The 26,573-nt window shown below is 64.0% G+C and carries 27 protein-coding genes; 12 read left to right on the top strand and 15 right to left on the bottom strand.

The features are described from left to right. Window positions 1-296 precede the first annotated feature (296 nt). Genes DW352_RS22115 through DW352_RS22105 form a run of 3 tightly spaced genes read left to right on the top strand, consistent with a single transcriptional unit; the run spans window position 297 to window position 3,089 of the window. Entirely contained in the window at window positions 297-857 is a 561-nt protein-coding gene (locus tag DW352_RS22115; protein WP_115693358.1) for a sigma-70 family RNA polymerase sigma factor, read from the top strand. After that, window positions 854-1,531, top strand: a complete 678-nt coding sequence (locus tag DW352_RS22110; protein WP_115693357.1) for a hypothetical protein — start codon at window positions 854-856, stop codon at window positions 1,529-1,531. Before DW352_RS22115 ends, DW352_RS22110 begins: the two co-directional genes overlap by 4 nt. A 28-nt stretch (window positions 1,532-1,559) precedes the next feature. Then, on the top strand, window positions 1,560-3,089 hold the full coding sequence (locus tag DW352_RS22105) for a S8 family serine peptidase (protein WP_115693356.1): 1,530 nt from the start codon (window positions 1,560-1,562) through the stop codon (window positions 3,087-3,089). On the opposite strand, the gene DW352_RS22100 is transcribed toward DW352_RS22105, so the two are convergent. Then, complete coding sequence (locus DW352_RS22100; protein ID WP_115693355.1) at window positions 3,090-3,275, bottom strand: hypothetical protein; 186 nt, start codon at window positions 3,273-3,275, stop codon at window positions 3,090-3,092. It lies immediately after the preceding gene. Between the two features lie 26 nt (window positions 3,276-3,301). Next, the gene (locus DW352_RS22095) at window positions 3,302-3,625 is read right to left on the bottom strand and encodes a c-type cytochrome (protein WP_115693354.1); all 324 of its coding nucleotides are present in this window, start codon (window positions 3,623-3,625) and stop codon (window positions 3,302-3,304) included. Window positions 3,626-3,800: 175 nt separating this feature from the next. Here DW352_RS22095 and DW352_RS22090 point away from each other — a divergent pair, with 175 nt between their 5' ends. Further along, window positions 3,801-3,995 (top strand): hypothetical protein, encoded by a 195-nt coding sequence (locus tag DW352_RS22090; RefSeq protein WP_115693353.1) that lies wholly within the window; start codon window positions 3,801-3,803, stop codon window positions 3,993-3,995. Between the two features lie 33 nt (window positions 3,996-4,028). Here the strand turns inward: DW352_RS22090 and DW352_RS22085 are convergent, their stop codons facing one another. Next, window positions 4,029-4,703 (bottom strand): GntR family transcriptional regulator, encoded by a 675-nt coding sequence (locus tag DW352_RS22085; protein WP_210209877.1) that lies wholly within the window; start codon window positions 4,701-4,703, stop codon window positions 4,029-4,031. A gap of 187 nt (window positions 4,704-4,890) precedes the next feature. On the opposite strand from DW352_RS22085, the gene DW352_RS22080 reads away from it, so the two are divergent. Genes DW352_RS22080 through DW352_RS22070 form a run of 3 tightly spaced genes read left to right on the top strand, consistent with a single transcriptional unit; the run spans window position 4,891 to window position 7,583 of the window. Continuing rightward, window positions 4,891-5,730: an ABC transporter permease gene (locus DW352_RS22080; RefSeq protein ID WP_115693351.1), complete on the top strand. Its 840-nt coding sequence runs from the start codon at window positions 4,891-4,893 to the stop codon at window positions 5,728-5,730. Window positions 5,731-5,767: 37 nt separating this feature from the next. After that, on the top strand, window positions 5,768-6,562 hold the full coding sequence (locus DW352_RS22075; protein WP_162827126.1) for an ABC transporter ATP-binding protein: 795 nt from the start codon (window positions 5,768-5,770) through the stop codon (window positions 6,560-6,562). Window positions 6,563-6,587: 25 nt separating this feature from the next. Further along, entirely contained in the window at window positions 6,588-7,583 is a 996-nt protein-coding gene (locus tag DW352_RS22070; RefSeq protein ID WP_115693349.1) for an ABC transporter substrate-binding protein, read from the top strand. Window positions 7,584-7,899: 316 nt separating this feature from the next. Here the strand turns inward: DW352_RS22070 and DW352_RS22065 are convergent, their stop codons facing one another. From DW352_RS22065 to DW352_RS22050, 4 genes are all read right to left on the bottom strand, one after another. Further along, a complete protein-coding gene (locus DW352_RS22065; RefSeq protein ID WP_115693348.1) occupies window positions 7,900-8,904 on the bottom strand; it encodes an isopenicillin N synthase family dioxygenase in 1,005 nt (334 codons plus the stop codon). A gap of 117 nt (window positions 8,905-9,021) precedes the next feature. Then, a complete protein-coding gene (locus DW352_RS22060; protein WP_115693347.1) occupies window positions 9,022-9,951 on the bottom strand; it encodes a LysR family transcriptional regulator in 930 nt (309 codons plus the stop codon). Between the two features lie 12 nt (window positions 9,952-9,963). After that, window positions 9,964-11,703 (bottom strand): GMC family oxidoreductase, encoded by a 1,740-nt coding sequence (locus tag DW352_RS22055; protein WP_162827125.1) that lies wholly within the window; start codon window positions 11,701-11,703, stop codon window positions 9,964-9,966. Next, window positions 11,700-12,890: a thiamine pyrophosphate-dependent enzyme gene (locus tag DW352_RS22050; protein ID WP_162827124.1), complete on the bottom strand. Its 1,191-nt coding sequence runs from the start codon at window positions 12,888-12,890 to the stop codon at window positions 11,700-11,702. The genes DW352_RS22055 and DW352_RS22050 overlap by 4 nt, the downstream gene beginning before the upstream one ends. Window positions 12,891-13,038: 148 nt before the next feature. On the opposite strand from DW352_RS22050, the gene DW352_RS22045 reads away from it, so the two are divergent. Beyond that, the gene (locus tag DW352_RS22045; RefSeq protein WP_115693344.1) at window positions 13,039-14,001 is read left to right on the top strand and encodes an amidohydrolase family protein; all 963 of its coding nucleotides are present in this window, start codon (window positions 13,039-13,041) and stop codon (window positions 13,999-14,001) included. A gap of 14 nt (window positions 14,002-14,015) precedes the next feature. On the opposite strand, the gene DW352_RS22040 is transcribed toward DW352_RS22045, so the two are convergent. Then, window positions 14,016-15,242 carry an amidohydrolase family protein gene (locus DW352_RS22040; protein ID WP_115694552.1) on the bottom strand — a complete coding sequence of 409 codons (1,227 nt, stop codon included), beginning with the start codon at window positions 15,240-15,242 and terminating at the stop codon, window positions 14,016-14,018. A gap of 362 nt (window positions 15,243-15,604) precedes the next feature. Here DW352_RS22040 and DW352_RS22035 point away from each other — a divergent pair, with 362 nt between their 5' ends. Beyond that, window positions 15,605-16,375 carry a ferredoxin--NADP reductase gene (locus tag DW352_RS22035; RefSeq protein WP_115693343.1) on the top strand — a complete coding sequence of 257 codons (771 nt, stop codon included), beginning with the start codon at window positions 15,605-15,607 and terminating at the stop codon, window positions 16,373-16,375. A 90-nt stretch (window positions 16,376-16,465) separates the two neighbouring features. On the opposite strand, the gene DW352_RS22030 is transcribed toward DW352_RS22035, so the two are convergent. From DW352_RS22030 to DW352_RS22000, 7 genes are read right to left on the bottom strand one after another with little or no spacing between them, the layout of a single operon-like run. Further along, window positions 16,466-16,801, bottom strand: a complete 336-nt coding sequence (locus DW352_RS22030; RefSeq protein WP_115693342.1) for a cupin domain-containing protein — start codon at window positions 16,799-16,801, stop codon at window positions 16,466-16,468. Between the two features lie 16 nt (window positions 16,802-16,817). Beyond that, window positions 16,818-17,690 carry a branched-chain amino acid ABC transporter permease gene (locus tag DW352_RS22025; protein WP_162827123.1) on the bottom strand — a complete coding sequence of 291 codons (873 nt, stop codon included), beginning with the start codon at window positions 17,688-17,690 and terminating at the stop codon, window positions 16,818-16,820. Next, the gene (locus DW352_RS22020) at window positions 17,683-18,456 is read right to left on the bottom strand and encodes an ABC transporter ATP-binding protein (RefSeq protein ID WP_115694551.1); all 774 of its coding nucleotides are present in this window, start codon (window positions 18,454-18,456) and stop codon (window positions 17,683-17,685) included. Before DW352_RS22020 ends, DW352_RS22025 begins: the two co-directional genes overlap by 8 nt. Next, the gene (locus tag DW352_RS22015; RefSeq protein ID WP_115693340.1) at window positions 18,453-19,427 is read right to left on the bottom strand and encodes a branched-chain amino acid ABC transporter permease; all 975 of its coding nucleotides are present in this window, start codon (window positions 19,425-19,427) and stop codon (window positions 18,453-18,455) included. Before DW352_RS22015 ends, DW352_RS22020 begins: the two co-directional genes overlap by 4 nt. Continuing rightward, window positions 19,399-20,124, bottom strand: a complete 726-nt coding sequence (locus DW352_RS22010; protein WP_115693339.1) for an ABC transporter ATP-binding protein — start codon at window positions 20,122-20,124, stop codon at window positions 19,399-19,401. Before DW352_RS22010 ends, DW352_RS22015 begins: the two co-directional genes overlap by 29 nt. Further along, a complete protein-coding gene (locus DW352_RS22005) occupies window positions 20,121-21,266 on the bottom strand; it encodes an ABC transporter substrate-binding protein (RefSeq protein WP_115693338.1) in 1,146 nt (381 codons plus the stop codon). The genes DW352_RS22010 and DW352_RS22005 overlap by 4 nt, the downstream gene beginning before the upstream one ends. Before the next feature lie 49 nt (window positions 21,267-21,315). Then, on the bottom strand, window positions 21,316-22,167 hold the full coding sequence (locus DW352_RS22000; RefSeq protein WP_162827122.1) for an IclR family transcriptional regulator: 852 nt from the start codon (window positions 22,165-22,167) through the stop codon (window positions 21,316-21,318). Window positions 22,168-22,441: 274 nt separating this feature from the next. Here DW352_RS22000 and DW352_RS21995 point away from each other — a divergent pair, with 274 nt between their 5' ends. The 3 genes from DW352_RS21995 to DW352_RS21985 all read left to right on the top strand — a co-directional run bounded on the left by DW352_RS21995 (window position 22,442) and on the right by DW352_RS21985 (window position 26,570). Further along, window positions 22,442-24,508: a hydantoinase/oxoprolinase family protein gene (locus tag DW352_RS21995; protein ID WP_115693336.1), complete on the top strand. Its 2,067-nt coding sequence runs from the start codon at window positions 22,442-22,444 to the stop codon at window positions 24,506-24,508. Window positions 24,509-24,513: 5 nt separating this feature from the next. Beyond that, complete coding sequence (locus tag DW352_RS21990) at window positions 24,514-26,061, top strand: hydantoinase B/oxoprolinase family protein (RefSeq protein WP_115693335.1); 1,548 nt, start codon at window positions 24,514-24,516, stop codon at window positions 26,059-26,061. 194 nt (window positions 26,062-26,255) lie between these two features. Next, a complete protein-coding gene (locus DW352_RS21985) occupies window positions 26,256-26,570 on the top strand; it encodes an STAS domain-containing protein (protein ID WP_115693334.1) in 315 nt (104 codons plus the stop codon). Window positions 26,571-26,573: the final 3 nt, after the last annotated feature.

Here is a 26,573-nt window from a genome sequence, read left to right as displayed (position 1 = left end):
CTCTCCTGGGTTCGGGGGGCGTGGTCATCACGTCCACGGCCATGGGTCGGCGCCGCCGCGGAAAAGGTTCATAAGTTTTTCCGGTATGCCGGCATTCCGACCTACCGGGCGTGGCGAAGTTCAAGAAATACAAACGTAATCTTGCGGCTACCGACGGTGACGCTTGCCCAAATGAGGCGGACAAGGGCAATTTAGGCGGCCTCTGCCAGATCCCGGCCGCGGCAATTTTCTTCGGTTTTGCTTGAACCTAACGCGGGTCCCGCACGACCCATTCACGAGTTGGTCGAGTTCTGGCGATGCAAACGAGTTCGGACGAGGTCCTGATCGGACGTATCGCAGGCGGCGACCGGCTCGCCATGCAGGTGCTGTATGCGCGGCATCATGTGCGGGTCTACCGGTTTGTGTTGCGGCTGGTGCGCAACGAGGCGACCGCCGAAGACCTCATCAGCGAGGTGTTCCTCGACGTGTGGCGGCAGGCAGGCAAATTCGAAGGCCGCTCCGCCGTGTCGACCTGGATGTTGAGCATTGCGCGCTTCAAGGCCCTGTCGGCCTTGCGGCGCAAGCCGGAAGACGAACTGGACGACGAGACGGCGGACGCGATCGAGGATCATTCAGACGATCCCGAAGTCACGCTCGCCAAGAAGGACAAGGGTTCGGCCTTGCGGCAATGCCTGGCCGGACTTTCGACGGAGCATCGGGAAGTGATCGACTTGGTCTACTACCACGAGAAGTCGGTGGAAGAGGTCGCCAAGATCGTCGGCATACCGGAAGCGACGGTGAAAACGCGCATGTTCTACGCGCGCAAGAAGCTGTCCGAGCTCCTCAAGCAGCAAGGGATCGATCGAGGTTGGCCATGAGCCAGAATACCCAGGACGCACAGCAAAGCGACATCGAAGCGCTGCTGCCGTGGCATGCGGCGGGCACTCTGAACCGCCGCGACGCGCAGCGCGTCGAGGATGCGCTCCAGCGCGATCCCGAGTTGGCGCGTCGCTATGAGCTGGTGCGCGAGGAGCTGGGCGAGACCATCCATCTCAACGAGACGCTGGGCGCGCCGTCGGCGCGTGCGATGGAGGCCTTGTTCTCCAAGATCGACGCCGAGCCGGCCCGCAAGAGCGCGGCGGCCGGTGGCGGCTTCGGCCTGCGCATGACGGAGTTCTTCGCAAGTTTCTCGCCACGTACCTTGGCTTATGCCGGCGCCGTCGCTGTGCTTGCCATCGTGCTGCAAGCCGGCCTGATTGGCGGGCTGTTGTTCAAGGAGACCTCCGGCGGCGGCTACCAGACAGCGTCGGCGCCTTCGACCGATCCGGGAGTTGGCGCCTTCACGCTGGTCCGCTTCGCGCCGCAGGCGACCTCGGACGACATCAATCGCTTCTTGTCGGAGAACAAGCTGTCGATCGTGGCGGGACCGATGCCCGGCGGTTTGTACAAAGTGCGGGTCGGCATGGCGGCGATGCCGAAGGCCGATCTCGCCGAGGTCGTGAAAAAGCTCCAGCAGGACAAGACCATAGGCTTCATCGCCGTCACGCAGTGAACGATACGCGACAACGGAGGTCCGCCCCATGTCGATCGCCATCCGCGTCCGCCGAACCGCCCTCGCATGCATGCTGGCCGCAACGACGTTGAGCGTCGTGGCCGCAAGCGCCTCGGCGCAGAAGTACGATAGCCGCAGCGTCAATATCGGCACCGGCCGGCCGCCGGTGACCACACCAGCGGCACCGACACCATCGCGTGGTGGTGGATCGGGGAGCGGATACAACGGCGGCGGCCATCGCGGCCCCGGCTGGGGCACGGTCGTGCCGGGCATCATCATGGCCGTGCCGGCGATGATTCCGCCATCCAATCCGCGCTTTGTCGACGACGGTACGGTCGTTGAAGACATCGATCGGCCACGCCGGCCGCAGCGTCAGCGCGCGCAACGTCCGAGCAATGCACCGGGCGCGAACGAACGCCGTATGGTCCCGGACGAAGTCGTGATCGAAGTCGCCCGCTCGGTGACGCCGCAGCAGATCGAAGGGTTACAACGGCGCCATCGGCTCACGCGCATCGAGTCACGCACGATGACGCTGACCGGCACCACCATGTTCCGCTGGCGCATCCCGGACCGGCGCTCGGTTGCCACCGTGGTGCGGGCGCTCGAAGCCGACCGCGTGGTCGCCTCGGCGCAACCGAACTACGTGTTCACGCTGCAAGAAGTCGTGGCGAAGGCCAGCGACGCGCTCCCTCAGTACGAGCTCGACAAACTCAAGCTGCCGCAGGCGCATGCGATCGCCAAAGGGGATGGCGTCCTCGTCGCTGTGATCGACTCCGGCATTGACGCGTCGCATCCGGAACTCGCCGGCAGTATCGCCGAGTCATTCGACACGCTCGACAAGCCGATGGCGCCGCATGCCCATGGCACTGGCGTTGCGGGCCTGATCGCCGCGCATGGCAAGCTCCAGGGTGCAGCACCGGATGCCCGCCTTCTTGCCGTCCGCGCCTTCGATCCCGACGATAAGGGCGCCCAGGGGACGACGTTCAACATCCTTAAAGGTCTCGACTGGTCCATCGAGCGCCGCGCACGCATTATCAATATGAGCTTTGCCGGTCCGCAGGATCCCGCCCTTGGCCGCAGCCTCGCCGCGGCCGCCAAGAAGAACACCGTGCTGATCGCCGCGGCTGGGAATGCCGGCGCAAAATCGCCACCGCTTTATCCGGCGGCCGACCCCCATGTGATCGCCGTGACCGCGACCGATACCAACGACAAACTGTTCGAGGCCGCCAACCGCGGCAAGCATATCGCCATCGCCGCGCCGGGTGCGGATATCCTGGTGGCCATTCCGGACGGCGGCTACGAAATCTCGTCCGGTACGTCGCTCGCCGCGGCGGAAGTGAGCGGCATCGCCGCGCTGATGCTGCAGCACAGGCCCGACCTCACGGCGGCGAAGCTGCGCGAGCGGCTCATGACGACCGCAACAGATCTCGGCCCGAAAGGTCGCGACGCGATGTATGGGGCGGGACGGGCCGATGCGTACGGCGCATTGGTCGCCGACGACGCACCGGTAGCGCAGACAATCCCGCTGCCGGTCGAGCGCGTGAGCAGCGACCGCTAGTCAGTGCGCCGTCCGCGGATGGCGGTCGTGCAGATAGACCGCAAGCGCCTCGCGAAAGCCATCGTCCTTGGTTTGGACCGCCCCTTCGAACAGGAGCTGCTGCGCTTCCTGCGACAGCTCGCTCCACCGCGCGATAGTCGCCTTGCCGAGCGCCTGCAGGAACTCGCCGTCGAAATCCGCCGCCATTTGCGTGACCCTCCGTTTGCCGCGGATCAACGTTGCGGCTCGGGACGCGGTTCCGGCTCCGCCTGGACCGTCCGCAAGTAATCGCGGACGGCGCGGGCGCTCGCTTCGTTGAACTTGAACTCGGGCATGTCGGGATGGTTCGAGGAGATGCCGCGCTCCAGCAATTGCGGAAAACGATCGAGATCGAAGCTGCGCGCCAAGGTCCGAAACGGCGGCGCGTCCGCATGCGGGCTCGCACCTGTCTTGCCCGTGGCATGGCACGGTCCACAGAACTCCTCGACGATTTGCCGGCCTTGCACGACCGGGTCTTGCGCCTGCGCCGGCAACGAAAACGTCAGAAGCGTCAACATCGCACCCGCCGACCGCACGCCGATAGCTCCGTCTGATGATTCGAATGGTGTCATTCTAACCGCAACCGCGGCCGATGTGGCGCCCAGCGGTCGAGGGGCGTACCGGAACTGGCGCGAGCACCGTGCGTTTGCGTTGTGAGCATGACGAATTGGCCCGATCGCGCGGAGGCATAACATGACGGCCGCCATCTACCGCATTGTCCCGGCGACTGACGGATTCTGCATCGAACACGATGGTGACCGCACCGGTGCCTACGCGACCCGTGAAGCCGCGCTGGAGGCAGCACTCGGTCCGGCATCGAACGCGATCAAAATGGGCTACGACGTGACCATTCAAATCCCGAGCACCGGCAGCAAGAACGCCAATTAGCGCAGCGTGGGCCGCTCAATCGCAGACAGCAATTCAATCATAGACGGCAATGAAATCCGCGAGATCCTCGCTGAGCAGGCTGACGTGGTGCCGCATCACCTCGTCAGCCTTATCCGGATCGTGTGCGCGGATCGCGTCGATGATCTGCTGATGTTCCGTGATCGTCGTCCGGAAGCGATGCGGCTTGTACGTCACGCGGCGCAGATATGGCGCCATGCGGTTACGCAAGCGGCGCGTTTCCTGCGCCAAATAAGCGTTGCGTGCCGCCCCGTGAATGAGACTGTGAAAGGCAAGGTTGATCGCGTCGAACTCGTCGACGTCGCTGCCCGCGGCGGATGACTTCAGGCGCTCGTGGATCCGCCCCAACTCCGCGTCCTGCTCCGGCGACATGCGCCGAGAGGCCAGCCGCGCGCACAGGCCTTCCAACTCGGCCAGCACCTGAAACATTTCGATCACCGTATTGACGCCGATCTTGCGCACGATGACGCCCTGTCGGCTGCGCAGGTCGACCAGATCGTTGGCCCCGAGCAGCCTGAACGCCTCACGCACCGGCGTCCGCGACACGCCATAGCGCTTTGCCACCTCGACCTCGTCGAGCCGGTCGCCGGGCTTCAACTCGCCTTTGAGAATGCCCTGCTCCAACTCGCGATGCAGGACTTCCGCCAGCGTCTCGCCGGACTCGCGTGGCGGGAGCGCACCTTCCGCCACGGCGGTCGTTTTCTTTCTCGCCTTTTGCATACTTCTTGTTCAGTCCTGCATACAAATTTGACGGCAAGGGTCTGCCGGGCGCTCGTCCGGTTATAAAATTAGGCCACAAAAGGCTCGTTTGCAACGAAATCCCCTGTATGCACATTGGCCCGGTCCTTGCTTCGATGGTCGCACACTGGATTTCGGCATGCGGACATCTGCAACAAATTTTCCCCATACGACCGCCGATGCAATTCCTGCGTCGGAGCCTGCGGCCACGCGCTTCTCCGGCTTCGGTCCGAACGCCACCGATGTGCTGATCAGCCTCATCTCGGTGCTGTCGCTCATCGGCGCCTGGTATCTCGGCTCGTGGGCGCTCTCGGAGAAAGTCCTTCCCGCCCCTCATGTGGTCGCGGAAGTCCTCTACGAGGCCATGGTCAAAGGCGCGATCTGGAAGGACATCGGCATCACGCTCGGCCGCATCGTCATCGCCTTTTCGATTGCCATGTCGATATCGGCGGCGCTCGGCTTCACCATCGGCCTCGTCCCGGCCGCCGCCGTGTTCTTCCGCGTCTGGATCGTCTGCTTCATCACCATCCCGGCGCTGGTGATCATGCTCACCTGCTACATGGTCGTCGGCCTCAACGACAAAGCCGCGATCCTCGGCGCTGCCATCCCGATCATACCGATCCTGACGATCAACATTCGCGACGGCGTCAAAGGCATCGACCCCAAGCTGCTCGGCATGGCCAAGGCGTTCCGCGCCAGCCGCGCACAACAGGTCTTCGAGGTCGTCGCGCCGCAAGTCGCCCCGATCCTGGTCGCATCGACTCGCTTCGGCCTCGGCCTCATTTGGAAGATGGTGCTGTTCGCCGAGTTGCTCGGCCGCGGCGACGGCATCGGCTACCAGATCGAATTCTATTACCAGATGTTCAACATGAAGGAGGTGCTCGCGCATGCGCTGAGCTTCCTCTTCGTCATGCTGTTCATCGAATTGGTCATCCTCGGAACCCTCGAGAAATGGATCTTCCGCTGGCGCTCGCAGTGATCGCCTGCGGCGGCCCTCTCATGATGGAAAACAGCGCGTGCCGCAGATCGATCTGAAACGCATTCGCAAGGAATTCGGCGGCAAGCGCGGCACTCGCCGCTGGACCGCGATCAATGGCGTCGATCTATCGGTGGAGGTGGGGGAGATTGTCGGCATTCTCGGCCCTTCCGGCTGCGGCAAGTCGACCTTGCTGAACATCGTCGCCGGTCTCGAAAGCGACTACGACGGCGAGTTCACGATCCAGGGCAAAGCGTTCGGCCAGCAGATCGCCTCCGGCTTCCGCGTCGCTTACGTTTTCCAGGAGGCGCGCCTGCTGCCCTGGAAAACCGTTCGCGGCAATATCGAATTCGCGCTGAAGGCGGCACAATTTCCCGCCAATGAATGGCGCGACCGCGTCGACCGCGTGCTCGAACTGGTCGAGCTCACGCGCTTTGCCGGCTTCTATCCGCAGCAGCTCTCCGGCGGCATGCAGCAGCGCGCATCGATCGCGCGCGCCTTCGCCATCGAGCCCGACATCCTGCTGATGGACGAGCCCTTCAGCGCGCTCGACGAGATGACGGCCCAGCATCTGCGCCAGAGCCTTCTGAAAATCTGGTCGGCCTTCCGCACCACAATTCTGTTCGTCAGCCACAACGCCATGGAGGCGTCGTTCCTGGCCGATCGCGTGATGGTCATGAGCCAGGGCCCGGGGGCCACCATCCGCGAGGAGGTCAGCATGGCCGGCGTCACGCGCCCGCGCTCCTACGACGACAACAGCCTGATCGAAAAGAGCAAGGCCGTCGTCAACGCACTGCGCCGCCACTCCGGCCGGTCCGAAGTCGCTCTCGTTTAGCCCGCGTCAACAAGGAAAGCCCCCGATGTCTCTGAGCCGCCGACAGTTCACGACCGCCGCCCTCGGCCTCGCCGCCGCGTCGACCTTGCCAAAGGGATCGTTCGCCGCCGCAAAAGGCAATGGCGGCACCATCCGCATGATGCTCAATCCGGCGGGCACGATGTCCTTTCCGCCCTTCGTCATCAAGAAATTCAAGCTGGACGAGAAGTACGGCTTCAAGTTCGAGACGATCAACTACACCAACGCCAACACGGCGACGGCGGCGATGCAGAGCAAAAGCGCCGAGATGATCGTCTACGAATGGCTGGCGACCGCGCGCATCATCGACGGCGGCATCCCGATCGTCGGCGTTGCGCCGTTCATGACCTACGTCAACACCGTGCTGGTGCCGAAGGATTCGCCGATCAAGACGCTCGCCGATCTCAAGGGCAAGCGTCTCGGCGTGCACAGCAAGACGTCCTACGACTGGATGATCATGCAGGCGGCCGCCAAGCAGAAGTACGGCGTCGACCTCGCCAAGGAAGTTACCATCCAGGAAGCGGCCGCGCCGCTGCTGCGCGGCTCGATCGACCAGGGCCAGCTCGACGCCACGCAGATGTGGAATTCGCTCGCCGCCGACATGCTGGCCTCCGGCAAGTACAAGACGCTGGTGACGATCCGCGCCATCACCGAGGACCTCGGCATTCCCACCGTGCCCTATCTCTTCTTCGGCATGCGCGCCGATTACGTGAAGGAGAACCCGGACAACGTGAAGGCCTTCGTCGCCGCCTATCAAGAGGTCTACGAAATCCTGAAGACCAACGACGACGTCTGGGAAGAGCGCGGCAAGGAAATGAAGCTGTCGCCCGAGGGCATCAAGGAATTCCGCGACCAGGTCCGCCGCGATCTGGTGAAGACCTTCACGCCGGACATGAACCCCGCATTACAGAAGACGTTCGACATCGTGCTCAAGGTCGCCGGCCCGGAAGTCATCGGCTTCACCAAGCTGCCGCCGAACATGCTGTCGCTGGACTACCAGTAAGCGCATCGCTGACGCTGAAATGAAAAGGGCCCCGCAAGGGGCCCTTTTTGCGTGGCGGCCTTCGCTGCGAGCAGATGGCGATTTGCCTCACTCTCCATAAACAGCTCTAGTGCGTCGTCGTTTTGGATTGAGTCGCCGCTCGCTCCCTTCACCTCTCCCATAGGGAGAGGTCGCCCGCCGAAGCTTTAGCGAAGGCGGGCGGGTGAGGGGTTATCGACATCGAGAGTCACGAGCCCCCTCACCCCAACCCTCTCCCCAACGGGGAGAGGGAGCGCGCAGTGCTCGCGGCGGGCGCTTTCACCTCACTCAATCATCCTTAAGCGGCCGCCTGCGCCTTGGCCGCGGCGCCGTAGCTGCGGCTGTACATTTCCTGCATGTGTTCGGCGACCGTCACGGTCGGGTATTTCGGCGTCTCGCCCGGCTTGAGGCAGCTCGGGATGCAAGCAAGCGGGTGATCGGCATTGCCAGAATAGAAGAACGGGATCGAATAGCGCTCCTTGCCGGAGACGTTGACGACCCGGTGCAAGGTCGAGCGATAGAGGTCGTTGGTCCAGCGCGCGATGGCATCGCCGATGTTGACGACAAACGTTCCCGGAATCGGCTTGGCGTGAATCCAGGTGCCGTCGACATCGCGCACCTGCAGGCCGCCATTGGCATCCTGCAGCAGCATGGTCAGCGTGCCGTAGTCGGTATGCGCGCCGGCGCCGATCTGGTTGGTCAGGGCGTCGAGCGGCTGCGGCGGATAATAGAGCAGCCGCAGGGTCGACAGCGGATCACGGTCGAAGCCGTCGAAATAGTCTTCATCCAGATCGAGCGACAGCGCGAGGCCGACCATCAACCGCTCGCCGAGATCAAGCTGCGCGGCGTGATAGGCGCGCATTGTCGCCTTGAAGCCGGGTAGATCCACCGGCCATTGGTTCGGGCCGTAATTGAACTTGCCGGCGACAACCATCGGATGGTCGAGCGGCAGATCGAGACCGAGATAGAAAGTCTCCTTCAGATCCGGCGGCGCGGTGACATCGAGCGACTGCGCCTTCAGCGGCTCCCAGCCGCGATTGCACTTGGACTGGGTCTTGGCGACCTGCGCCTTGAGGGCGTCGGGCTGGCTGAAGAAGCGGCGCGTCTGTTGCTCCACCGCTTCGATCAGCCCTTGCGGGATGCCGTGGTTCGAAATGTAGAAGAAGCCGTTGTCGATACAGGCGGCACGGATCTTGGCGCCCACAGCCTTGCGATCCTCTGCGCGCGAGGACGAGAGGCCGGAGACATCGATGACAGGAAGCTGGTTGGGGGAGATCTCGGCAGCGCTAAGAGCGTCGGGCATGGCGATCCTCGTTGAAGGCTGATGGGGCCGGCACCCCCGGTATCGGCGGCAAGCTTAGGCGGACTTGAGCGCTCTCCGAAAGCAGAGACAATCGCTCAGGGTGATGCCCTGGCGGCATCAGGCACCCGCCTCGGCTTCCTGCCGGGCGCGCAGTTCCTCACCCAGCCTCTGGCACAACAGATCGACCGGCGCGGGCAGCGAGGACTGCGCCCGGCACAGGATCGAAACCGTGCTGATGACCGGGCCGCCGGCATCGAGCGGCACATGAACGAGGGTGCCTTCGGCGAGCGAGCGGTCGATGCCGAACCGCGTCTGGATGCCAATGCCCACCTTGCTTTCGACCAGCGCCCGAATCGCATCGATGGAGTTGGTGCTCACCGTAGGCGACGGCCTGGCGTTGAGCCGGGCAAAGGCCGGTGCGAGAAACTGCATGATCGACACCGCGTCCTCCGGCAGCACCAGGGGATAGCCAAGCAGGGCGGATAATGGGATGCGCGCCTGCCGGCTCATCTCGTGCTCCGGGTGCATGATGACGCCGATCGCGAATTTGGCGGCGAAGACCTGGCGCAGGCCGGGCACCACCGGCAGGTCGAAACCGACGCCGAGATCGACATCGCCGGATATAAGGCTTTGCTCGATACGCAAGGACTCGGTCCGCCGCAGCGACACCGTGATACGCGGCGCCTTGGCGCGCAGCGCGGTGATGACCTGCGGCATCACCGACATGCAGATGCCTTCGGCCGCCGCCACCGTCACATGGCCAGCGTGGACGCCGACGAGTTGGTCGAGCTCGGCGCTCAACCGCTCGGCGTCCTGCAAAACAAAGAGCACATGCCGCGCGAAGACTTCACCCGCCGCGGTCAACCGCACGCCGGTGGCGATACGCTCGAACAGCGGCAAACCGATATCCTGTTCGAGCTGGAGAATCTGGCGGTTGACGGCGGAGGACGCAACATTGAGCCGGCGCGCGGCTTCACGGATCGAGCCGGAGCGGCGCACCGCGTCGAAGTAGAGCACGACGGTCGAATGCAGCCGCGGAAATCTCATGCGCTCTCCCGCTCAAGGCACCTGTCGCGCCGTCCGCGCCCGCAGGATCGCTTCGCTCAGCTTCTCCGCGATCATCATGGTCGCGAGATTGGTGTTGGCGCGTGGCAGCGACGGCATCACCGAAGCGTCGATGACGCGCAAAGCCTCGGCGCCATAGACGCGGCCTTCGGTGTCGACCACCGCCAGCGGATCGTCGGGCCGGCCCATGCGGCAGGTACAAGTGACGTGCGAAACGCTCATCGCGTAGGTTTTGAGATAGGTCTTGAGCGTGTCGGCATCGGCCAGCAACGCGTCGAGGCTCGGCGCGTTCGATAGCACACGACGTACCAGCAGCCGACGCAGCCAAGCCGGGCCGTCGAGCAGCTTGCCGAGCGCGCCCATGACCAAGCGGTTCGTCGCGTGGACCTGGGTCATGAAGCGGATGAAGGGACTGAAGCGCACGGCAAAAGGATGCTCGATGACGGCCGCCATGTCCCGGCCGCGAATAAGCCCGGCGATGAACCGGAAGCCGTCGGCAAGGCGGTCGACATCGCCCTCGGCGCCGAGCAGGTTCATGCGCACGATCGGCATGCTGCGCGGATCGGTGTCCTGCAGCACGACCTCGCCGGTCGAGCGCGACTTGTTGAGCCAGACATAGAAGTAGGCGACGCGGCGGCCGACGCCATGCCAGGCGGACGACAGGCCGCTGTGCATATAGAGGTCGGACGGCAGCGCCGCCGCCGACGACGAGGTGAAGCGCAGCGCCACGTGGCCGGATTTCTTCAGCCGCGCCGGCATGCGCGCGGCGGGCTTCACCAGCGCGCAGAGATGCGTGCCGGGATGATCGCGCAGGTTCTTGCCGACGCCCTCGCGGATGGCGACCACCGGAATGCCGTGCGCCGCCAGCACTGCGGCCGGACCGATGCCCGCGCGCATCAGCATCGCCGGGGTCTGCAAGGCGCCGAGCGCGAGCAGCACCTCGCCGGCGCCGATCGTGCGCGTACGGCCGCCCTTCTCAAGCGCGAGACCGTCCGCCCGGTTGCCGGCGAAGGTGATGCGATCGACGTTGCATGCCGTCACGATGGTGAGATTGGGCCGCGCGCGCACCGCAGGCGTGAGATACGCCATCGCCGCGGAAACGCGCTGCTGGTTCTCGTTGGTATAGGCCGGCGCGAAATAGCCGTCGGTGAAAACGCCGTTCTGGTCGCCGATATCGGCGAGGGCGGCCTGTTCGGCGGCGGCGGCAAGCCGCACCGAGAATTCCGGCCATTCGTCGCGCGGCACGCGATAGATCGGGATCGGCCCATCGGCACCGTGCATCTGGCTGTCGGCGCCATAGTCGACGTCCCGCTCCAGCTTGCGAAAATACGGCAGCACGTCGTGCCAGCCCCAGCCGGCCGCGCCGAGCCGTTCCCATTCGTCGTAGTCGTCCGGAAGACCGCGATTGCCAACCTGCGCATTGACGCTGGAGCCTCCGCCGAGCACGCGGCCCTGTTCGTAGAACCGCGACTTGCGGCGGTGCAAGAACGGAACGACGCGGAGCTTGGGCCACAGATACCGCGTGCCGTGGAAGATCGCGACCGGCGCCGGACTACGGATTTCAGCCGGCTCCTGGCCCGGCGGCGTATCGGCACCCGCCTCGACCAGCAGCACGGTGATAGACGGATCCTCCGACAACCGCGCCGCTGCCACGCAACCGGCCGAGCCGCCGCCGGCAACGACATAGTCGAACCGCGGCGGCAGCGCATCGATCGACTTAGCGTCGGCGTTCACGACTTCAACCGCGTCAAGTTGAACGTGGGCACGAGCGCGAAGGGCCGCAGACACCCATCCATCCAACGCAGCGCGTCGCGGATCGCCGGCTTGATGTCGTCGAGACGCTCGATCACCCGGTGATTGATGCGCATGGCGCGCAGCACATCCGGCGTCACCTCGCCGCCTTCGGCGAAGAATTCCTGATCGCCGGTGTCGCCACGGAATTCGGTAACGATGAGCGTCGGGATGCCGTAGCTCATATGGCCGCGCAGCAGATGATAGACACCGGCGAAAAGCCCGAAATTCTCAATCAGCGCCGCCGGCCGCCGTCCCGCGAGCCACGCGCCGGCGCAAAGGCCGAGGCCGGTCCCTTCGTGCGGCACAGAGATGTAATCGAACGTGCCGTCCCTGAGCAGCAAATCCTGCGCCGCCGAAAAGCCGCTGCACGGCAGACCGACCGCGAAGTCGATACCGTTCTCTTTCAGGCCCTCGTACAGCACCTGACCGAAACCCGATTGCCCGACATCGCGCAACGCCGGATCGGCCGCCGGCTTCGCGCCATGCTCCTTCGCCGACGGCTTGAAGATTTTCACCCCTTGGCTCTGCTCGACATGGCGAGCGAAACGATACTTGTTCTCTTTCAGATCCATCGGCAGCGCCCCGACGAACTGCTGCTCGACGCTGGTCTTGACCACGATGACACGCGGCCCGCCCTGCGGCTTGGCATCGAGCGCGGCGAGAAAGCCGTCGACGTCGGCAACGGTCGCAACCTGCGTTACGCCATAGACTCGCGCCAGCGCCTCAATGTCGACGCCCGCATGGCTCAACGAGCCCACCGCCGGCAGCTTGCCGGTCGAGACATAACCGCCATTGTCGAAAACGATCGCCGTCAGATTGGCGCCCGCTTGCGTGGCCATGACCCCAAACACGGACGGATCGAAGAAGATGCCGCCGTCACCATCGAGCGCGATGACGTTGCGACCTGGCAGCGCCAGCGCCAAGCCCAGCGCATAGGGCGTCACCATGCCCATGCCGACCGCGTAGAGGTTCGCGTCAGACGGCCGGACGGAAAACCACTCAGTGGCGGTGTTGGCGAGGTTGGTGACGACCAATTCGTCCGTCACCCGCGCGCCGAGCGCCTGGAGGAAGGCATAGCGCTTCACTTGACCGAGGCCAGTCGATTGTCCGGCAGGGAGACCGTGCATACAAGATTCCCAAAAGAACCGCTTCCGGCCTATCTTGCTCATACTCGAAGGGAAAAAGTAGCTTATAAATCAGCAACATTGCCTATATTTTTGGCATGTGTTTTTGCATACAAGTTTCTATCGTGTGGGCCCGAAACGGACCCTCAAGATGGACGCCAAAGCACCCGTCACCATCGCGATCGAAGAGCACTACAACGATCCGAACCTCGTCGCGCACTTCACCGGCCTCGATCTCCGCCGCCCCCCGACCATCGCCAGCAAACTGCTCGACCTTGGCGAAACGCGCCTGCGCGAGATGGACGAGGGGGGCGTCGATATTCAGGTGCTGTCGCATGCCGGGCCGACGACGCAGAAACTCGATCCGGATACGGCCGTGCGCATGGCCAAGGTCACCAATGACCGGCTGGCCGAAACCGTCGCCGGCAAACCCGACCGCTTTGCCGGCTTTGCCGTCCTACCGACGCCGGCCCCGGAGGCGGCCGCCGATGAGCTCGAACGCTGCATCACCGACCTCGGATTCAAGGGCGCCGTCGTCAACGGCCTGACCAACGGCAAATTCCTCGACGAGCGGCCGTTCTGGCCGATCCTCGCCCGCGCCGAGAAACTCGGCGTGCCGATCTATCTGCACCCCGCTTTGCCAAGCCCCGAAGTCAGCAAGGTCTATTACGACGACCTTAGCGGCCAGTACCCTGAGCTCCGTGGCCCCGTCTGGGGCTTCGCCGCCGAGACCGGCACGCAAGCGGTGCGGATGGTGTTGAGCGGCGCGCTCGCCGAGTTTCCGAACCTGCAACTCGTCCTCGGCCATCTCGGCGAGGCGATCCCGTTCATGCTGTGGCGCATCGACGATCTCTTGGCACGCCCGGTCTACGACGGCATGCGCTTTAGCGACGTATTCCGTCGCAACTTCCATCTGACGACGAGCGGCAACTTCTCCGACACGGCGCTGGCCTGCAGCATCGCCGAAGTGGGCATCGACCGCATCCTCTTTGCGGTGGATTGGCCCTTCGCTTCCAACAAGGCCGCCACCGACTGGTTGAAGCAAACCAGTCTCAGCGACGCCGACAAGGCGAAGATCCTCGGCGAGAACGCACGCCGCCTGCTCAAGATGTGAAGCGGCGCCGGCCGTCAGCGGCCGGCGATCTCCTTCAAGCGGACAAGATCGACGACCTTGCCGTGGCTGATGACGTGCAAGGGCTCGCCGTGAAAGCGGACAGCCTCGAGCACGTCGCGCTCGCGCGACACCACCAAGTTCGCAGGACTACCGACCGCGATCTTCAACGGCACGTTGATTGCCTTGCCGGCGTTCACGGTCGCAAGGTCGTAAAGCCGCTCGATTTCCTCGCGCGACATCATCCAGAGCAGATGCGAGGCGAGGAAGACGACTTCCAGCATGTTGTTGCGGCCGAAGGGATAGTAAGCGTCCGAAATATCGTCCTGGCCGAGACAGACATTGACGCCTTCGGCCAGCAGCTCCTGTACGCAGGCATGCAACGGCCCGGTGTGCGGATCGCTGACGACCGACACATCGGCCGCCCGCAAAGTGCCGATCAGCCGATGCAGATAAGGCTTCGGATAGAGGCTCATGGCGCGGCAATGATGCGCTAAAGCCCGCCCTTGCCAGCCGCGTTTGATCGCTTCGATAGCGAACATTTCCAGCGTGCGCAGGCCGGGATCGCCGGCATCGTCGAGCAACATCGACACGTCTTTATCGAACTCGGCCGCCAAGTCGAAACAGAAAGCAATGTGCTCGGCCGCCGCCGCATCGGTGTATTCGATCCAAGGAATGCCACCGACCACATCGGCGCCGCGCTCCATTGCCTCGCGCATCAGATCCTTGGTACCGGGCTCGCGCAAAATGCCGTCTTGCGCGAAGGCGACGACCTGCACATCGACGATGCCGCGGAACTCGTCGCGCACCTTAAGCAAAGCGTTCAAACCTTCGAGACGGGCCTTGCTATCGACGTCGGCGAAGGCGCGGATGTGCAGATTGCCGTAGATCGCGGCAAGCGCCACGGCGCGGCGCGCGTTCTCGACGATCCAGCTTTCGGCGTAGTTGGCCTTGACCCTGCTCGCGACCTCGATCGCACCCATGGCCTTGCCCATCTGTTCGCCGTGATAGTTCTCCCTCGCTTCGTCCTCCACCATGGACAAGGTCCAGACCTTGCACAGATGCAGATGCGGATTGGCGAAGGATTCCGTCACGAGACGGCCATCCGCATCGATGACGGCCTTCGCGTCGAAGGTCAGCGCCGGCTCTATCGCCGCAATGCGGCCGTCGCGAACGGCGATGTCCTGAAGGTCGGGGACACCGCGCAATCGCGCACGCTTGATGAGGACATCGCATTGGGCCATGACGTCGCCTCGCAATTCTTTGAGCGTCGACACATGCAAGCAATGGTCGTGCCAGGGCGCAATGCAAGAGGTCTGCTGGAGGCCGATCTGGCCGCGCCTGGATGCCGATCGGATCGGCGCCCGGCGCTTATAGCGTGCGAGCGCCCACTCCGGACCACCGCAACTGGCAGCGCACGCGTCCGTCGCCAGAGCCAAGTACCGACGCTTCTCACCGACGGGGCCGAGCGCTGCAAAGCCGGGAGAGCAGATATTGCGGATCGTCACTGGCGCGCGGCGCCGTTTCCGCTATACGAGGCGCGATCACCCAAAATCACCGGTGGCACGAAACGTGCCTGTGAAGGCTTCAAAGTGAGGCGCGTCGAATGAGTTTGAATGTTGAAACGGTCTTGGATGTTCGCCATTGGACGGACACCCTATTCAGTTTCGTTGCTACCCGAGACACAGGCTTTCGTTTCGTCAACGGCCAGTTCACGATGATCGGCCTCGAAGTCAACGGCAAGCCGTTGCTACGGGCCTATAGCATGGCAAGTTCCAGCTACGAGGAGAACCTCGAGTTCTTCAGCATCAAGGTCGACAACGGTCCGCTGACGTCGCGCCTCAAGCACATCAAGCCTGGTGAGAAGCTGCTCGTCGGCCGCAAGCCGACCGGCACTTTGATTCATTCCAATCTGCTGCCCGGCGAAACTTTGTATCTCCTGTCCACCGGCACCGGCCTCGCGCCCTTTTTGAGCGTCATCAAGGATCCTGAGACGTACGAGCGTTTCAACAAGGTCGTTCTGGTGCACGGCTGCCGCTTCATCGCCGAATTGGCTTACCAGGAGTTCATCACGCAGACGCTGCCCCAAGACGAATTCATCGGCGAGCAGGTCCGTCAGCAGTTGATCTATTATCCGATGGTGACCCGCGAAGAGTTCCGCAATCGCGGGCGGATCACCGACGGCCTTGCATCGAACAAGCTCACCTCGGACATCGGCCTGCCGCCGCTCGACCGCGAGCGGGATCGCGTCATGATCTGCGGCAGCCCGGCGATGCTGGCCGACCTGGTCACCATGTTAAAGGACCGAAACTTCGTCGAAGGCAGCGGCTCGGAGCCCGGCCACTACGTCATCGAGAAGGCCTTCGTCGAGCGGTAGCCGCTCGCGACCAGGCGCCGATCGTCACGCCGCCCGTTATTTGCGGATATCGCAGCGCCGCTGCGGCGCCCTAAGGGGCGCCGCTCTCATTCACGGCGCATATTCGGGGCGCTTGGGCGTGAACACGTCGAGGTTCATCACCGGTTCGTCACCGATCACCTCGCCCCAGTGCCGCACATTCGACGGGATCAGCACGAGGCCGCCTGGGCCGACGTCGCGCACTTCATCGCCGATGAAGAAGCGGATGCGTCCCGACATGATGTAGGCGATCTGCTCGTGCGGATGGCTGTGCGGCCTTGGCTCGTGCCCCGGCATCAACCGGTGCAGCGCGACGGTCGCGCCGTCGCCGGAAAACGCCTTCTGCTCCACCCCCGGGCGGATCTGCTTCCACTCAATCTTACTCCAGTCGATCGCATGAATGTCCATGACATCCTCACTTTGTTTACTTGGCGGGGCCGAGAAGCCCCGTCGGGCGGACAAATAGAAACAGCAACAGGATAGAAAGCGCCGCGACATTCTTGAAGGCGGAGCCGAGAAACACGATGGCGAGCGCCTGCGCAACGCCAAGCAGAATGCCACCCGCGAATGCGCCGAGCGGGCGGCCGAAGCCGCCGACGATCGCGGCGATGAAGCCGCTGATGGCAAACGGCACGCCGACGTTGAACGCCGTGTACTGCGTCGGCGTGATCAGGATGCCGGCAACGGCACCGAGCGCGGCGCTCAACGCGAATGCGAGCGCCAGCATGCGCGAGACGCGAATGCCTTGCAGCGCAGCCGCATCGCGGTTGATCGAGCAGGCCCGCATGGCCTTGCCGGTCTTGGTCGAGGAGAAGAACAGCGCGAGCCCGGCGATGACGACGACCGAGCAGCCGACGATCCAGAGGAACTGGAAACTGATGGCGAGGCCGAAGATCCGCAGCGGCGCCAGGTCGGTGAACACCGGCAGCGAACGCGGCTGATCGCCGGCCGCGATAAGCGTCATGCGTTCGACGACGATCTGCGCCGCCAATGTCGCGAGAATCATCACGAACATGGTCGAGCCGCGATTCCACAGCGGCCGCACCACAATGCGCTCGAGCAATACGCCGGAGGCCGCGACCACGATGACGGCAATCACCGCGGCAACGGGCAGCGGCCAGCCGAGCTTGGTCATCACGGCATGCGTCAGCATCCCGCCGAGCATCACGAAGGCGCCCTGCGCGAAGTTCACGATGCCGCTCGCGTTGTAGATCACGCAAAAGCCGATGCCGATGAGGCCGTAGATGGCGCCAACGCCGACGCCGCTCAGAATCGATTGAGCCAGAAGGTCAAGCACGGGCGGCCTCCTGGGTACCGAGATAGGCGGCGATCACATCCGGATTGCGCCGCACCTCGTCGGGCTTGCCCTTCGCAATCAGACGGCCGAAATCGAGCACCGCGATGCGGTCGGCAACGTTCATCACCAAGTTCATGTCGTGCTCGATGAGGAGAATAGCGGTGCCTTCGGCAACGATACGGCGCAACAAGATCGCGAGCGCATCGGTCTCCTGCCGGTTCAGACCAGCGGCCGGTTCGTCGAGCAACAAGAGCTTCGGCCTTGCCGCAAGCGCGCGGGTGATCTCGAGCAAGCGCTTCTGGCCGTAAGGCAGAACGGCGGCGTAAGTCCCGGCCTGAGTGGCCAGCCCGGTCTCTTCGACAAGCCGGCGCGCCGTTACCTCGACCGAGGCTTCCTCCGCCCGCGCGCGCGACAATGGCATCAGGGCGGCCAGCAGCCCGCCGCGCGTGTGCAGGTGGCAGCCGACCTTCACGTTCTCGAGAACGGTGAGCCCTTCGAACAGCTGCACGAGCTGGAAGGTGCGGATGAGGCCGCGGCGCGCGATGCTTTCCGGCGGCAGGCCGCTGATCTTCTGCCCGTCGAAGTGCACGCTGCCGGCGCTCGGCGGCATGAAGCCGGAGATCATGTTGAACAAGGTCGTCTTGCCGGCGCCGTTCGGGCCGATGATGGCGGAGAGGCCATCGGCCGGAATGTCCAGCGACACGTCGTCGACGGCGACCAAGCCGCCAAAGCGGCGCGTGAGGCCCTCGATGCGAAGGAGGCTCATGCTTTCCTCCCGCGCCATCGCGCCCAAAGCTCCGGCAGCGATGCGAGGCCGCGCGGCGCATAGATCAGGATGGCGATCAGCGCCGCGCCGTAAGCGAGGTCCTGATAGTCCTTGAAGGTACGGAAGCTTTCGGGCAGCGCCGAGATGATGATGGCGCCGAGCGCCGGTCCCGCGATGGTGCCGATTCCGCCGACATAGAGCATCGTGAAGGACAATACGACCATCGGCAGGCCGAACACTTCCGGGCTGACGAAGCCGACCGCGTGCACGAACAGAGAGCCGGCGATGGCCGCGTAGGCGGCCGAGATCATGAAGGCGATGAGCTTGTAACGGGCGACATCGATGCCGAGCGCGCGTGCCGCGTCCTCGCTGCCGGCGGCCGCAACGAAGGCGCGGCCCAGGCGGGAGCGGCGGATGCCCGCCGCCGACAGGAGCGCAAGCGCCGCCACGATCAGCAGAAACACCAGAATGCCGCGGTCCGACGTGACGGTGTAAGCACCGATGCCGAGAGGCGGGATGCCGGCAATGCCCATATAGCCCTTGGTCACCGAATCCCACTGCACCGCCACCTCGTAGACGATGAGGCCGATCGCCAAGGTCGCCATCGCAAGATAGTGACCGCGCAGACGCAGCACCGGGTAGCCGATCACCAGGGCGCAGATGAGCGCGCCGGCGAGTCCGACAAGGCCCGCCGACAACGGCTCCCAGCCGTAGGTCGCGGTCAACACGGCCGAGGTGTAGCCGCCGATGGCCGCGAAAGCGTTGTGGCCGAACGACACCTGTCCGGTGAAGCCCATGAAGATGTTCAACCCCGTCACCAGCACCGTGTAGATGAAGGCGAAGTGCAGAACGGCGATGAAATAGCCACCCGTCACGTACGAATAGAGGATGAGCGCTGCGGCAAGTCCCCACAGCACCAGCGCAACGAGATTGCCGCGGGCCTTAGCCCAGATAGTAATGAGCGAGTTCATCGTGCGACTTGATGGTGCGCGGGTCGATTTCGGCGGCGATCGTGCCGACCGAAAGGAGATAGGCACGGCGCGCGAGCGTGAGCACGAGCGGCGCCTTCTGTTCGACGAGAATGATTGACAGGCCCTGACGGTTGAGTTCGCCGAGCGTTTGCAGGATCTCCTCGATGACGCGGGGCGCGAGGCCGAGCGACGGTTCGTCGAGGAGCAGGATCTTCGGCTCGGCCATCAGCGCGCGCCCGACCGCGAGCATCTGCTGCTCGCCGCCGGACAGCGAACCCGCCGTCTGCGTCAAACGCTCTTTCAAACGTGGAAACATCGACAGCACGCGCTCGTGCCGGCGGGCGAATTCGCGCTTGTCGGAGAGCAGATAGGCGCCGAGCTCCAGGTTCTCCGCGACCGTCATCGGCGCGAAGATGCCGCGTCCTTCCGGCACCAGCACGATGCCGAGCGCCGCGGCCTCGGCGGGTGCGCGACGCGGCACGTCGCGGCCGCGAAACCGCACACGCCCTTCCGTCGGCACCAGTCCCATGATCGCATTCATGAGGGTCGATTTGCCGGCGCCGTTCGGCCCCAGGATCGCGATGAGCTCGCCGTCCTCGACATGCAAATCGACCGGGCGAAGAGCCTCGACGTGCCCATAGCGCGCCGAGAGCCCTTCGACCTCGAGAATGCGGGTGGTGGAGACGGACTGGCTCACTTCACCACTTTGACTTGGCCGCCAACAATCGTGGCGAGCAGCAGCGGATTCTCGGTGATGCCTTGGTGGTTGGTCGCCGAGAAATGATAGATGCCGGTGGTGCCCTGGAAGTTGTCCATGGTCTCCAAGGTGTCGCGCACCTTCGGCCCATCCACCGACTTCGCCTTCTCGGCCGCCGCCGCGATCAGCATCATGGCGTCCCAGCCGCGGCCAGCCCAGTTCGGATCGCGATCCTGATACTTGGCGCGCCAGGGCGTCAGGAATTTGCCGATCTCGGTCTTGAGCGGGCTGTCGGTCAGCCCGTCGTAGACCTGGGCCGGCGAGGCGACGAAGAAGAATTTGTCGCCGAGCACTTCGGCCACCGGCCGGAACACGGCAATGTCCTCGAGGCTCGTCAGCATGATCATGTCGAGACCGAGCTGCTTGATGTTCTTCGCAGCCGTGAGCGTCGTGCCGCCGAGACCGATCTTGATGATCGCGCGGGCGCCCGCCGCATACATCTTCTGGATCTGAACGCTGAGATCGGCGTCGTCGGTCTTGTATTGCTCGACGCCGACGATCTCGAGGCCGTAATCCTTGGCCTCCTTCTCGGCTGCCGCCTTTTGCGCGTTGGCATAAGGCGACGGATCGTGCAGCACGCCGATCTTCTTGATCTGCGTTTTCTTCTGGATGTATTCGAGCCGCGTTTCGACCTCGAAGCGCGGCGGCGGAATGGTGGTGAAGGCCCATTTCACATGATCGGGCTGCTGCGGCAGGATCGAGCAGAGCACCATCGGCGTTTCCGCGCGCACGACGAGCGGCGCCGCCGCGAAGTTGCCGGCGGAAACGCATCCGCTGGCGAAGACCTGCGCCTTATCGGACGAGATCATCTTGCGATAGGCTGTCACCGCCTCTTGCGGCTCGGAGCGATTGTCCTCGACGACGAGTTCGACCTTGCGGCCATTAATGCCGCCTTTGGCGTTGATCGCCGCAATCGCCACCTCGACGCCATCGCGCCAGGCGCGGTCGACCGTCGCTGCGTAGCCGGTCAGGCCGGCCGACATACCGACTTTGTAGACGCCTTGCGCCTGTGCCGTCAGCGCACCGGTCATTGCAGCCACGCCGCCGATAAGCAGCGCGGAAACCCACCGAAATTGCGACATATTCCCTCCCTCTGTTTTATAGCGTTTATGATTGTCGAACGTTCAAGCGTCAGTCGAAGATGAACTCCCGCAAATTTGGAATGCCGAGGCCTTCATAGGCCGTCGAATTGAGCTTCAACGAGATCGCCTTTGTGCACGCGCGCAAGAGCTTCAACTGCTCGGGATCGACCGGCTCGCGCACATACTGCGTCGTACCGACGATGCCGATGGCGCCGACGAGCTCATTCTCGTAATTCAGGATCGGCGCCGCCGCGACCGAGATGCCGAGCAAAGTCTCGTCCATGGAGACGTCGTAAAGCTCCTCGCGGATCCGAGCGAGGCGTTCGCGCAACTTCGCGGGCTCGGTCAGCGTACGTGGCGTGAACGCCTGCAGCTTGCGCGCCAGCACGCGCTGCTGCATCGCGCTTGGCGAAAAGGCCAGTGTGATGCGTCCCTGCGCGGAGGCGTGTGCCGGCAAGCGATAGCCGAGGCGCACGGAAATGCTCACCATGTTGGGGCTGTCGACGACCGCGCCGATGATGGCATCGCCATTGGCCGGCGTGCTCAACACCACCGTCTGGTAGGTGAGATCGCGCAAACGGGCCATGTAGGGCTCGGCAAGCCGGCGCAGATCGAATTGGTCGGTGGCCGCCTGCCCGATATGCACGAGCTTGAGACCAAGACGGTAGGTCTCGTTCTTCGGATCCTGATCGACGAAGCCTAAATGCTTCAGCGTCGAGAGGTGCCGGTGCATCTTGGCCTTGGGCTCGCCCAGCTGATTGGCGATCGCGGTCAGCCGCATCGGCTCGCCGGCGGCGGCGAGCGCCTCGATGATCTGGCCGGTCATCACGACCGATTGGATGAGTTCGGAGCCGCCAGCGCGCTCGTCATCTTCGCTGCGGTCGAGCGTCTCGAGCTTCATGACAGGTTCCCCAATGGGCGTGCACATGCGCGGCGACACGCGGTCTGCCGACGGTTTTTCACCGCTTTGCGCATCTGCGCACCCAAGGTTGTCTCCTGCCCAATATCTCGTTCTGAGAAACGAGGTTCTAAAATTTCATGACAGGCTATAGGCGACCGCTCGGGGCTGTCAACCAGGATGCGCAATTTGACAGGAAAATCGAAGCTCGTGTAGTTATAAATCGGAACACAGTATCGCTATAAAAAACTAAATAGGAAACGTGAGGGCGTGCCGAATGCCGAATTATGCCTTGGCCGTTGATATTGGCGGGACTTTTACCGACGTCGTTCTGCGTGATGCCTCCGGCCAGACCTGGGTCGACAAGACCCTGACCACGCCTGAGAGTCTCGACGTCGGTTTCTTCCGGGCCGTCGATTCCATCCTCGGGAAAGCGGCCATCAAGTCCGATGCCGTCACCGACGTCGTGGTGCATGCCACCACCGTGGTGACCAACGCGGTGATCGAACGCAAAGGACCGCTCACGGCCCTGATCGTCACCGAAGGCTTCCGCGACATCCTCACCATCAAGGACGAACATCGCTACGAGATGTTCGATCCGCAGATCGAGTTCCCCGAACAGCTCGTCTCGCGTGACATGACCTTCGGCGTGCCGGAACGCGTGCTTGCCACCGGCGAGGTGATGACGCCGCTCGACAAGGCAAAAGCCGCCGCCCTGGTCGATGAGCTGAAGGCCAAGGGCGTCGTCTCGGTCGCCATCTCATTCCTCAACGCTTATCTCAACCCGGCCAACGAGCGCGCGATGCGGGAGATCGTGCAGGAGCGTGCGCCGGCCATGTACGTCTCGATCTCATCCGATGTCGCGCCGCAGATTCGCGAATATCCGCGCACGTCGACGGCCGTGATGAACGCCTATACGGCGCCGATCACGGGGCCTTATCTGGACGCCTTGCGCGACGGCCTCAAAAAGCGCGGCTTCGCCAACGACCCCCTGATCATGCTCAGCAACGGCGGCGTGATCGGCATCGACATCGCCAAGAAATTCCCCGTGCGTATGGTGGAATCCGGACCGGCCGCCGGCGCGCTCGCCGCCGCGTATTATGCCGAGGTGCTCGGCCTCGACCGGCTTCTGTCGTTCGACATGGGCGGCACCACCGCGAAAGCCTGCATCATCGAAGATCGGCATCCGCTGATCACCGGCGATTTCGAAGTCGACCGCATCTATCGCTTCAAGTCCGGCAGCGGCCTGCCGATCCTCATTCCGTCAGTCGACATGATCGAGATCGGCGCGGGCGGCGGCAGCATCGCTTCGGTGAGCAATCTGGGACTCTTGAAGGTCGGGCCGCAAAGCGCCGGCTCGACGCCCGGTCCGGTCGCCTATGGTCGCGGCGGCCAGAATGCCACCGTCACCGATGCAGATCTCGTGCTCGGCTACCTCAGCGCCGACAACTTCCTCGGCGGCGACATGAAGCTCGATCTGGCCGGCGCCGAGAAGCAGCTCGCCAAGCTCGGCGAGAAGCTCGGTACCTCGACCCGCGACGTCGCGGCCGGCATCTACCGCGTGGTCGGCGAGTCGATGACAGCCGCCGCTCGCGCGCATGCGGTCGACCGTGGCATCGACTATCGCGGCGTTCCCCTGTTTGCCTTCGGCGGCGCGGGTCCGGTGCACGCCTGCTATGTCGCCGACTTGCTCGAAAGCCCGATGGTCATCTATCCGCCGCTCGCGAGCGTGCTGTCGGCCTTCGGCACGCTGGTGACGCCGCCCCGCCTCGATCTCAGCCAGGGCGCCCTCTCCCGCCTCTCGGCTCTGAACTGGGACGATGTCGACCGCGTCATCACCAAGCTGGTCGCCGACGCGAGCGCCGGACTGGCGAGCGCCGGCTGCAAGGCAGCGGATCTCACATTCCAGTTTGGCGCCGATCTGCGTTACTTCGGCCAGCAGAACGAGGTGACGGCGTGGTTCGACACCGACCCGCGCAAGAAGCACGACGCGACCTGGGTCCGCTCGGTGTTCGAAGACGGCTACGAGAAGCTTTACAGCCTGCGTTTGCCCAATGTCGATGTCGAGATCGTAAGCTGGCGCCTGGTCGCGACCGGCCCCCTCGCCGCCCGCGACAGCAAAGCCGCGCTACAGGGTTCACCCGCAAAGCCGACCGGCAAACGTAGCGCGCGTTTCAATGGGCGCGACGTCGATACACCCGTCTATGCCCGCAAGGCCCTGGCCAAGGGACAGGCGGTCGACGGGCCGGCGATCATCGAAGAACGCGAAACCACGATCATCATCCTGCCGGGCTGGCGCGCCAAAGTGGACGCGACCGGCTGCATCATGGCGACGAAGGAGTAGGCGACATGGACGGCATTGAACTTGAAATCGTCTGGAGCAATCTGATCAGCATCGTCAGCGAGCAGGCCAAGGCACTGCAGCGGATCGCCTTCAGCCCGATCGTGCGCGAGGCCGGCGACTTGGCCAACGCCTTGTTCGACCGGCAAGGTCGCATGGTGGCGCAGGCCGTGACGGGTACGCCGGGACACATCAACTCGCTTGCCGCCGCCGGAAAGCACTTCGTCGACGCCTTCCCGACGCAGACATTGCGTGAAGGCGACGTGCTGATCACCAACGATCCGTGGCTGTCGGCGGGCCACTTCTTCGACATCACCGTGATGCTGCCCGCCTTCCACAAGGGCAAACTGATCGGCTTTTTCGGCTCGACCATTCATCACACCGATATTGGCGGCTATGGTGTCGGTGCCGGCGCCCGCGACGTGCATGAGGAAGGCCTTTGGATTCCCATGCTCAAGCTTTACGACGCGGGCGAGCCGAACCAGACACTGCACCATATGATCCGCACCAATGTGCGCACGCCCGATCACGTGTTCGGCGATCTCGCCGCGCAGGTCTCGAGCGCCCGTCTCGCCTGCAAGCGCTTGTCGGCGCTGCTCGACCGGCAGGGCTACGACGACATCGATGAACTTTCGGAGGAGATCATCTCGCGTTCGGAGAAAGCGACGCGCGAGTCGATCCGCAAGCTGAAGCCCGGCACCTATCACGGCGAGAGCTCGTTCGACGTTCCCGGCGGCGATGTCATCACGCTCAAGACGGCCGTCACGGTGGACGCCAAGGACGGCACCATCACCATCGATTTCACCGGCAGCTCGGGTCCGAGCCCGCACGGCATCAACGTGGTGATGAACTACACCCACGCCTATTCAACCTTCGCGATTCGCTCCTGCCTCGATCCGGAACTGCCGAACAACTTCGGCAGCCTCGCGCCGATCAAGGTCGTGGCGCCCGAGGGCTGCATCGTGAACTGCAAGTACCCGGCACCGGTGAATGCGCGGCATGTCGTCGGCATGTATGTGCCCATGCCGATCCTCAAGGCGCTGTACCATGTGATGCCGGACCGCGTGTTGGCCGAAGGTTCCGGCGCCGTGTGGACGATCCAGATCCAGGGCAAGAATGCGAACGGCACGCCGTTCACATCCTCGATGTTCAACTACTCCGGCGGCATGGGCGCGCGCCAGACCAAGTCCGGCCCCTCGGCCACGTGCTATCCGACCGGCGTCGCCGCCGTGCCGGTGGAGGTGCTGGAGGCGTCGATGCCGATCCTGTTCACCCGCAAGGAGATCCGCGAGGGCTCGGGCGGCGCCGGCGCATCGCGCGGCGGCGACGGCCAGATCATCCAGTGGCGGATGCGGACCGATAGCGACTGGCTGCTCAACGCGGTGGCGAGCCGCACGAGCCTGCCCCCGGAAGGCCTGGATGGCGGCGCGCCGGGTGAAGCCGGCCGCTTCCTCGTCAACGGCAAGAGCGTCAGCGAAGCCCGCAAGATGGTCATGAAAGCGGGCGACGACGTGACACTGGAGACGCCGGGCGGCGGCGGCTACGGACGCGGCTGAACAAAGAACGCCGATCCCAACGCGCACATGCCACCCGAACAGCGGGCCGGCATGTGCCTTGGCGTCGACGCGGCAAGAGCGTCAGGGCGACCTAAGCGTCGCCCACTATTCATTATCACTAAGCTCCCGTTACTTTTTCTGTCACCAAGCTGTCATGAAAATCGGCGCCCAATGCGGCCGAAAAGGAGCTTCTCATGCAGATTGCCATCGACGATGCCGGGCCAGCCGCGACAGTGGTGCTGAACGGTCGGCTGGATATTACTGGAGCCGACGTTGTCGCACTTCCGCTTGCGACATTGTCGGGGTCCAAGGACACGCTCACGGTCGACATGTCCGGCGTCACATTCGTAGCGTCGATCGGACTTCGGCATTTGGTCGCCGCGGCGAAGGCCATCAGCCGGCGCGGCGGAACCATGATCGTCGCCAATCCGAGCCCGGCGGTTCTCGAAATCATTACGACCTCGGGACTCGGCGACATTTTGAACGTGCAATCCGGTGGCGCGGCGTAGCTG

It is taken from the genome of Pseudolabrys taiwanensis, from assembly GCF_003367395.1.
Classification (GTDB): Bacteria; Pseudomonadota; Alphaproteobacteria; order Rhizobiales; family Xanthobacteraceae; genus Pseudolabrys; species Pseudolabrys taiwanensis.
The sequence above is the reverse complement of the archived record's forward strand: the minus strand, read 5'-3'. Positions and strand labels throughout refer to the sequence as shown.

Bases quoted from the DNA above. Each gene is read 5' to 3' on its own strand.
- DW352_RS22115 (WP_115693358.1), top strand. From the start codon at position 297: ATGCAAACGAGTTCGGACGAGGTCCTGATCGGACGTATCGCAGGCGGC.
- DW352_RS22110 (WP_115693357.1), top strand. From the start codon at position 854: ATGAGCCAGAATACCCAGGACGCACAGCAAAGCGACATCGAAGCGCTG.
- DW352_RS22105 (WP_115693356.1), top strand. From the start codon at position 1,560: ATGTCGATCGCCATCCGCGTCCGCCGAACCGCCCTCGCATGCATGCTG.
- DW352_RS22100 (WP_115693355.1), bottom strand. From the start codon at position 3,275: ATGGCGGCGGATTTCGACGGCGAGTTCCTGCAGGCGCTCGGCAAGGCG.
- DW352_RS22095 (WP_115693354.1), bottom strand. From the start codon at position 3,625: ATGTTGACGCTTCTGACGTTTTCGTTGCCGGCGCAGGCGCAAGACCCG.
- DW352_RS22090 (WP_115693353.1), top strand. From the start codon at position 3,801: ATGACGGCCGCCATCTACCGCATTGTCCCGGCGACTGACGGATTCTGC.
- DW352_RS22080 (WP_115693351.1), top strand. From the start codon at position 4,891: ATGCGGACATCTGCAACAAATTTTCCCCATACGACCGCCGATGCAATT.
- DW352_RS22070 (WP_115693349.1), top strand. From the start codon at position 6,588: ATGTCTCTGAGCCGCCGACAGTTCACGACCGCCGCCCTCGGCCTCGCC.
- DW352_RS22065 (WP_115693348.1), bottom strand. From the start codon at position 8,904: ATGCCCGACGCTCTTAGCGCTGCCGAGATCTCCCCCAACCAGCTTCCT.
- DW352_RS22060 (WP_115693347.1), bottom strand. From the start codon at position 9,951: ATGAGATTTCCGCGGCTGCATTCGACCGTCGTGCTCTACTTCGACGCG.
- DW352_RS22050 (WP_162827124.1), bottom strand. From the start codon at position 12,890: ATGCACGGTCTCCCTGCCGGACAATCGACTGGCCTCGGTCAAGTGAAG.
- DW352_RS22045 (WP_115693344.1), top strand. From the start codon at position 13,039: ATGGACGCCAAAGCACCCGTCACCATCGCGATCGAAGAGCACTACAAC.
- DW352_RS22040 (WP_115694552.1), bottom strand. From the start codon at position 15,242: ATGGCCCAATGCGATGTCCTCATCAAGCGTGCGCGATTGCGCGGTGTC.
- DW352_RS22035 (WP_115693343.1), top strand. From the start codon at position 15,605: ATGAGTTTGAATGTTGAAACGGTCTTGGATGTTCGCCATTGGACGGAC.
- DW352_RS22030 (WP_115693342.1), bottom strand. From the start codon at position 16,801: ATGGACATTCATGCGATCGACTGGAGTAAGATTGAGTGGAAGCAGATC.
- DW352_RS22020 (WP_115694551.1), bottom strand. From the start codon at position 18,456: ATGAGCCTCCTTCGCATCGAGGGCCTCACGCGCCGCTTTGGCGGCTTG.
- DW352_RS22015 (WP_115693340.1), bottom strand. From the start codon at position 19,427: ATGAACTCGCTCATTACTATCTGGGCTAAGGCCCGCGGCAATCTCGTT.
- DW352_RS22005 (WP_115693338.1), bottom strand. From the start codon at position 21,266: ATGTCGCAATTTCGGTGGGTTTCCGCGCTGCTTATCGGCGGCGTGGCT.
- DW352_RS22000 (WP_162827122.1), bottom strand. From the start codon at position 22,167: ATGAAGCTCGAGACGCTCGACCGCAGCGAAGATGACGAGCGCGCTGGC.
- DW352_RS21995 (WP_115693336.1), top strand. From the start codon at position 22,442: ATGCCGAATTATGCCTTGGCCGTTGATATTGGCGGGACTTTTACCGAC.
- DW352_RS21990 (WP_115693335.1), top strand. From the start codon at position 24,514: ATGGACGGCATTGAACTTGAAATCGTCTGGAGCAATCTGATCAGCATC.
- DW352_RS21985 (WP_115693334.1), top strand. From the start codon at position 26,256: ATGCAGATTGCCATCGACGATGCCGGGCCAGCCGCGACAGTGGTGCTG.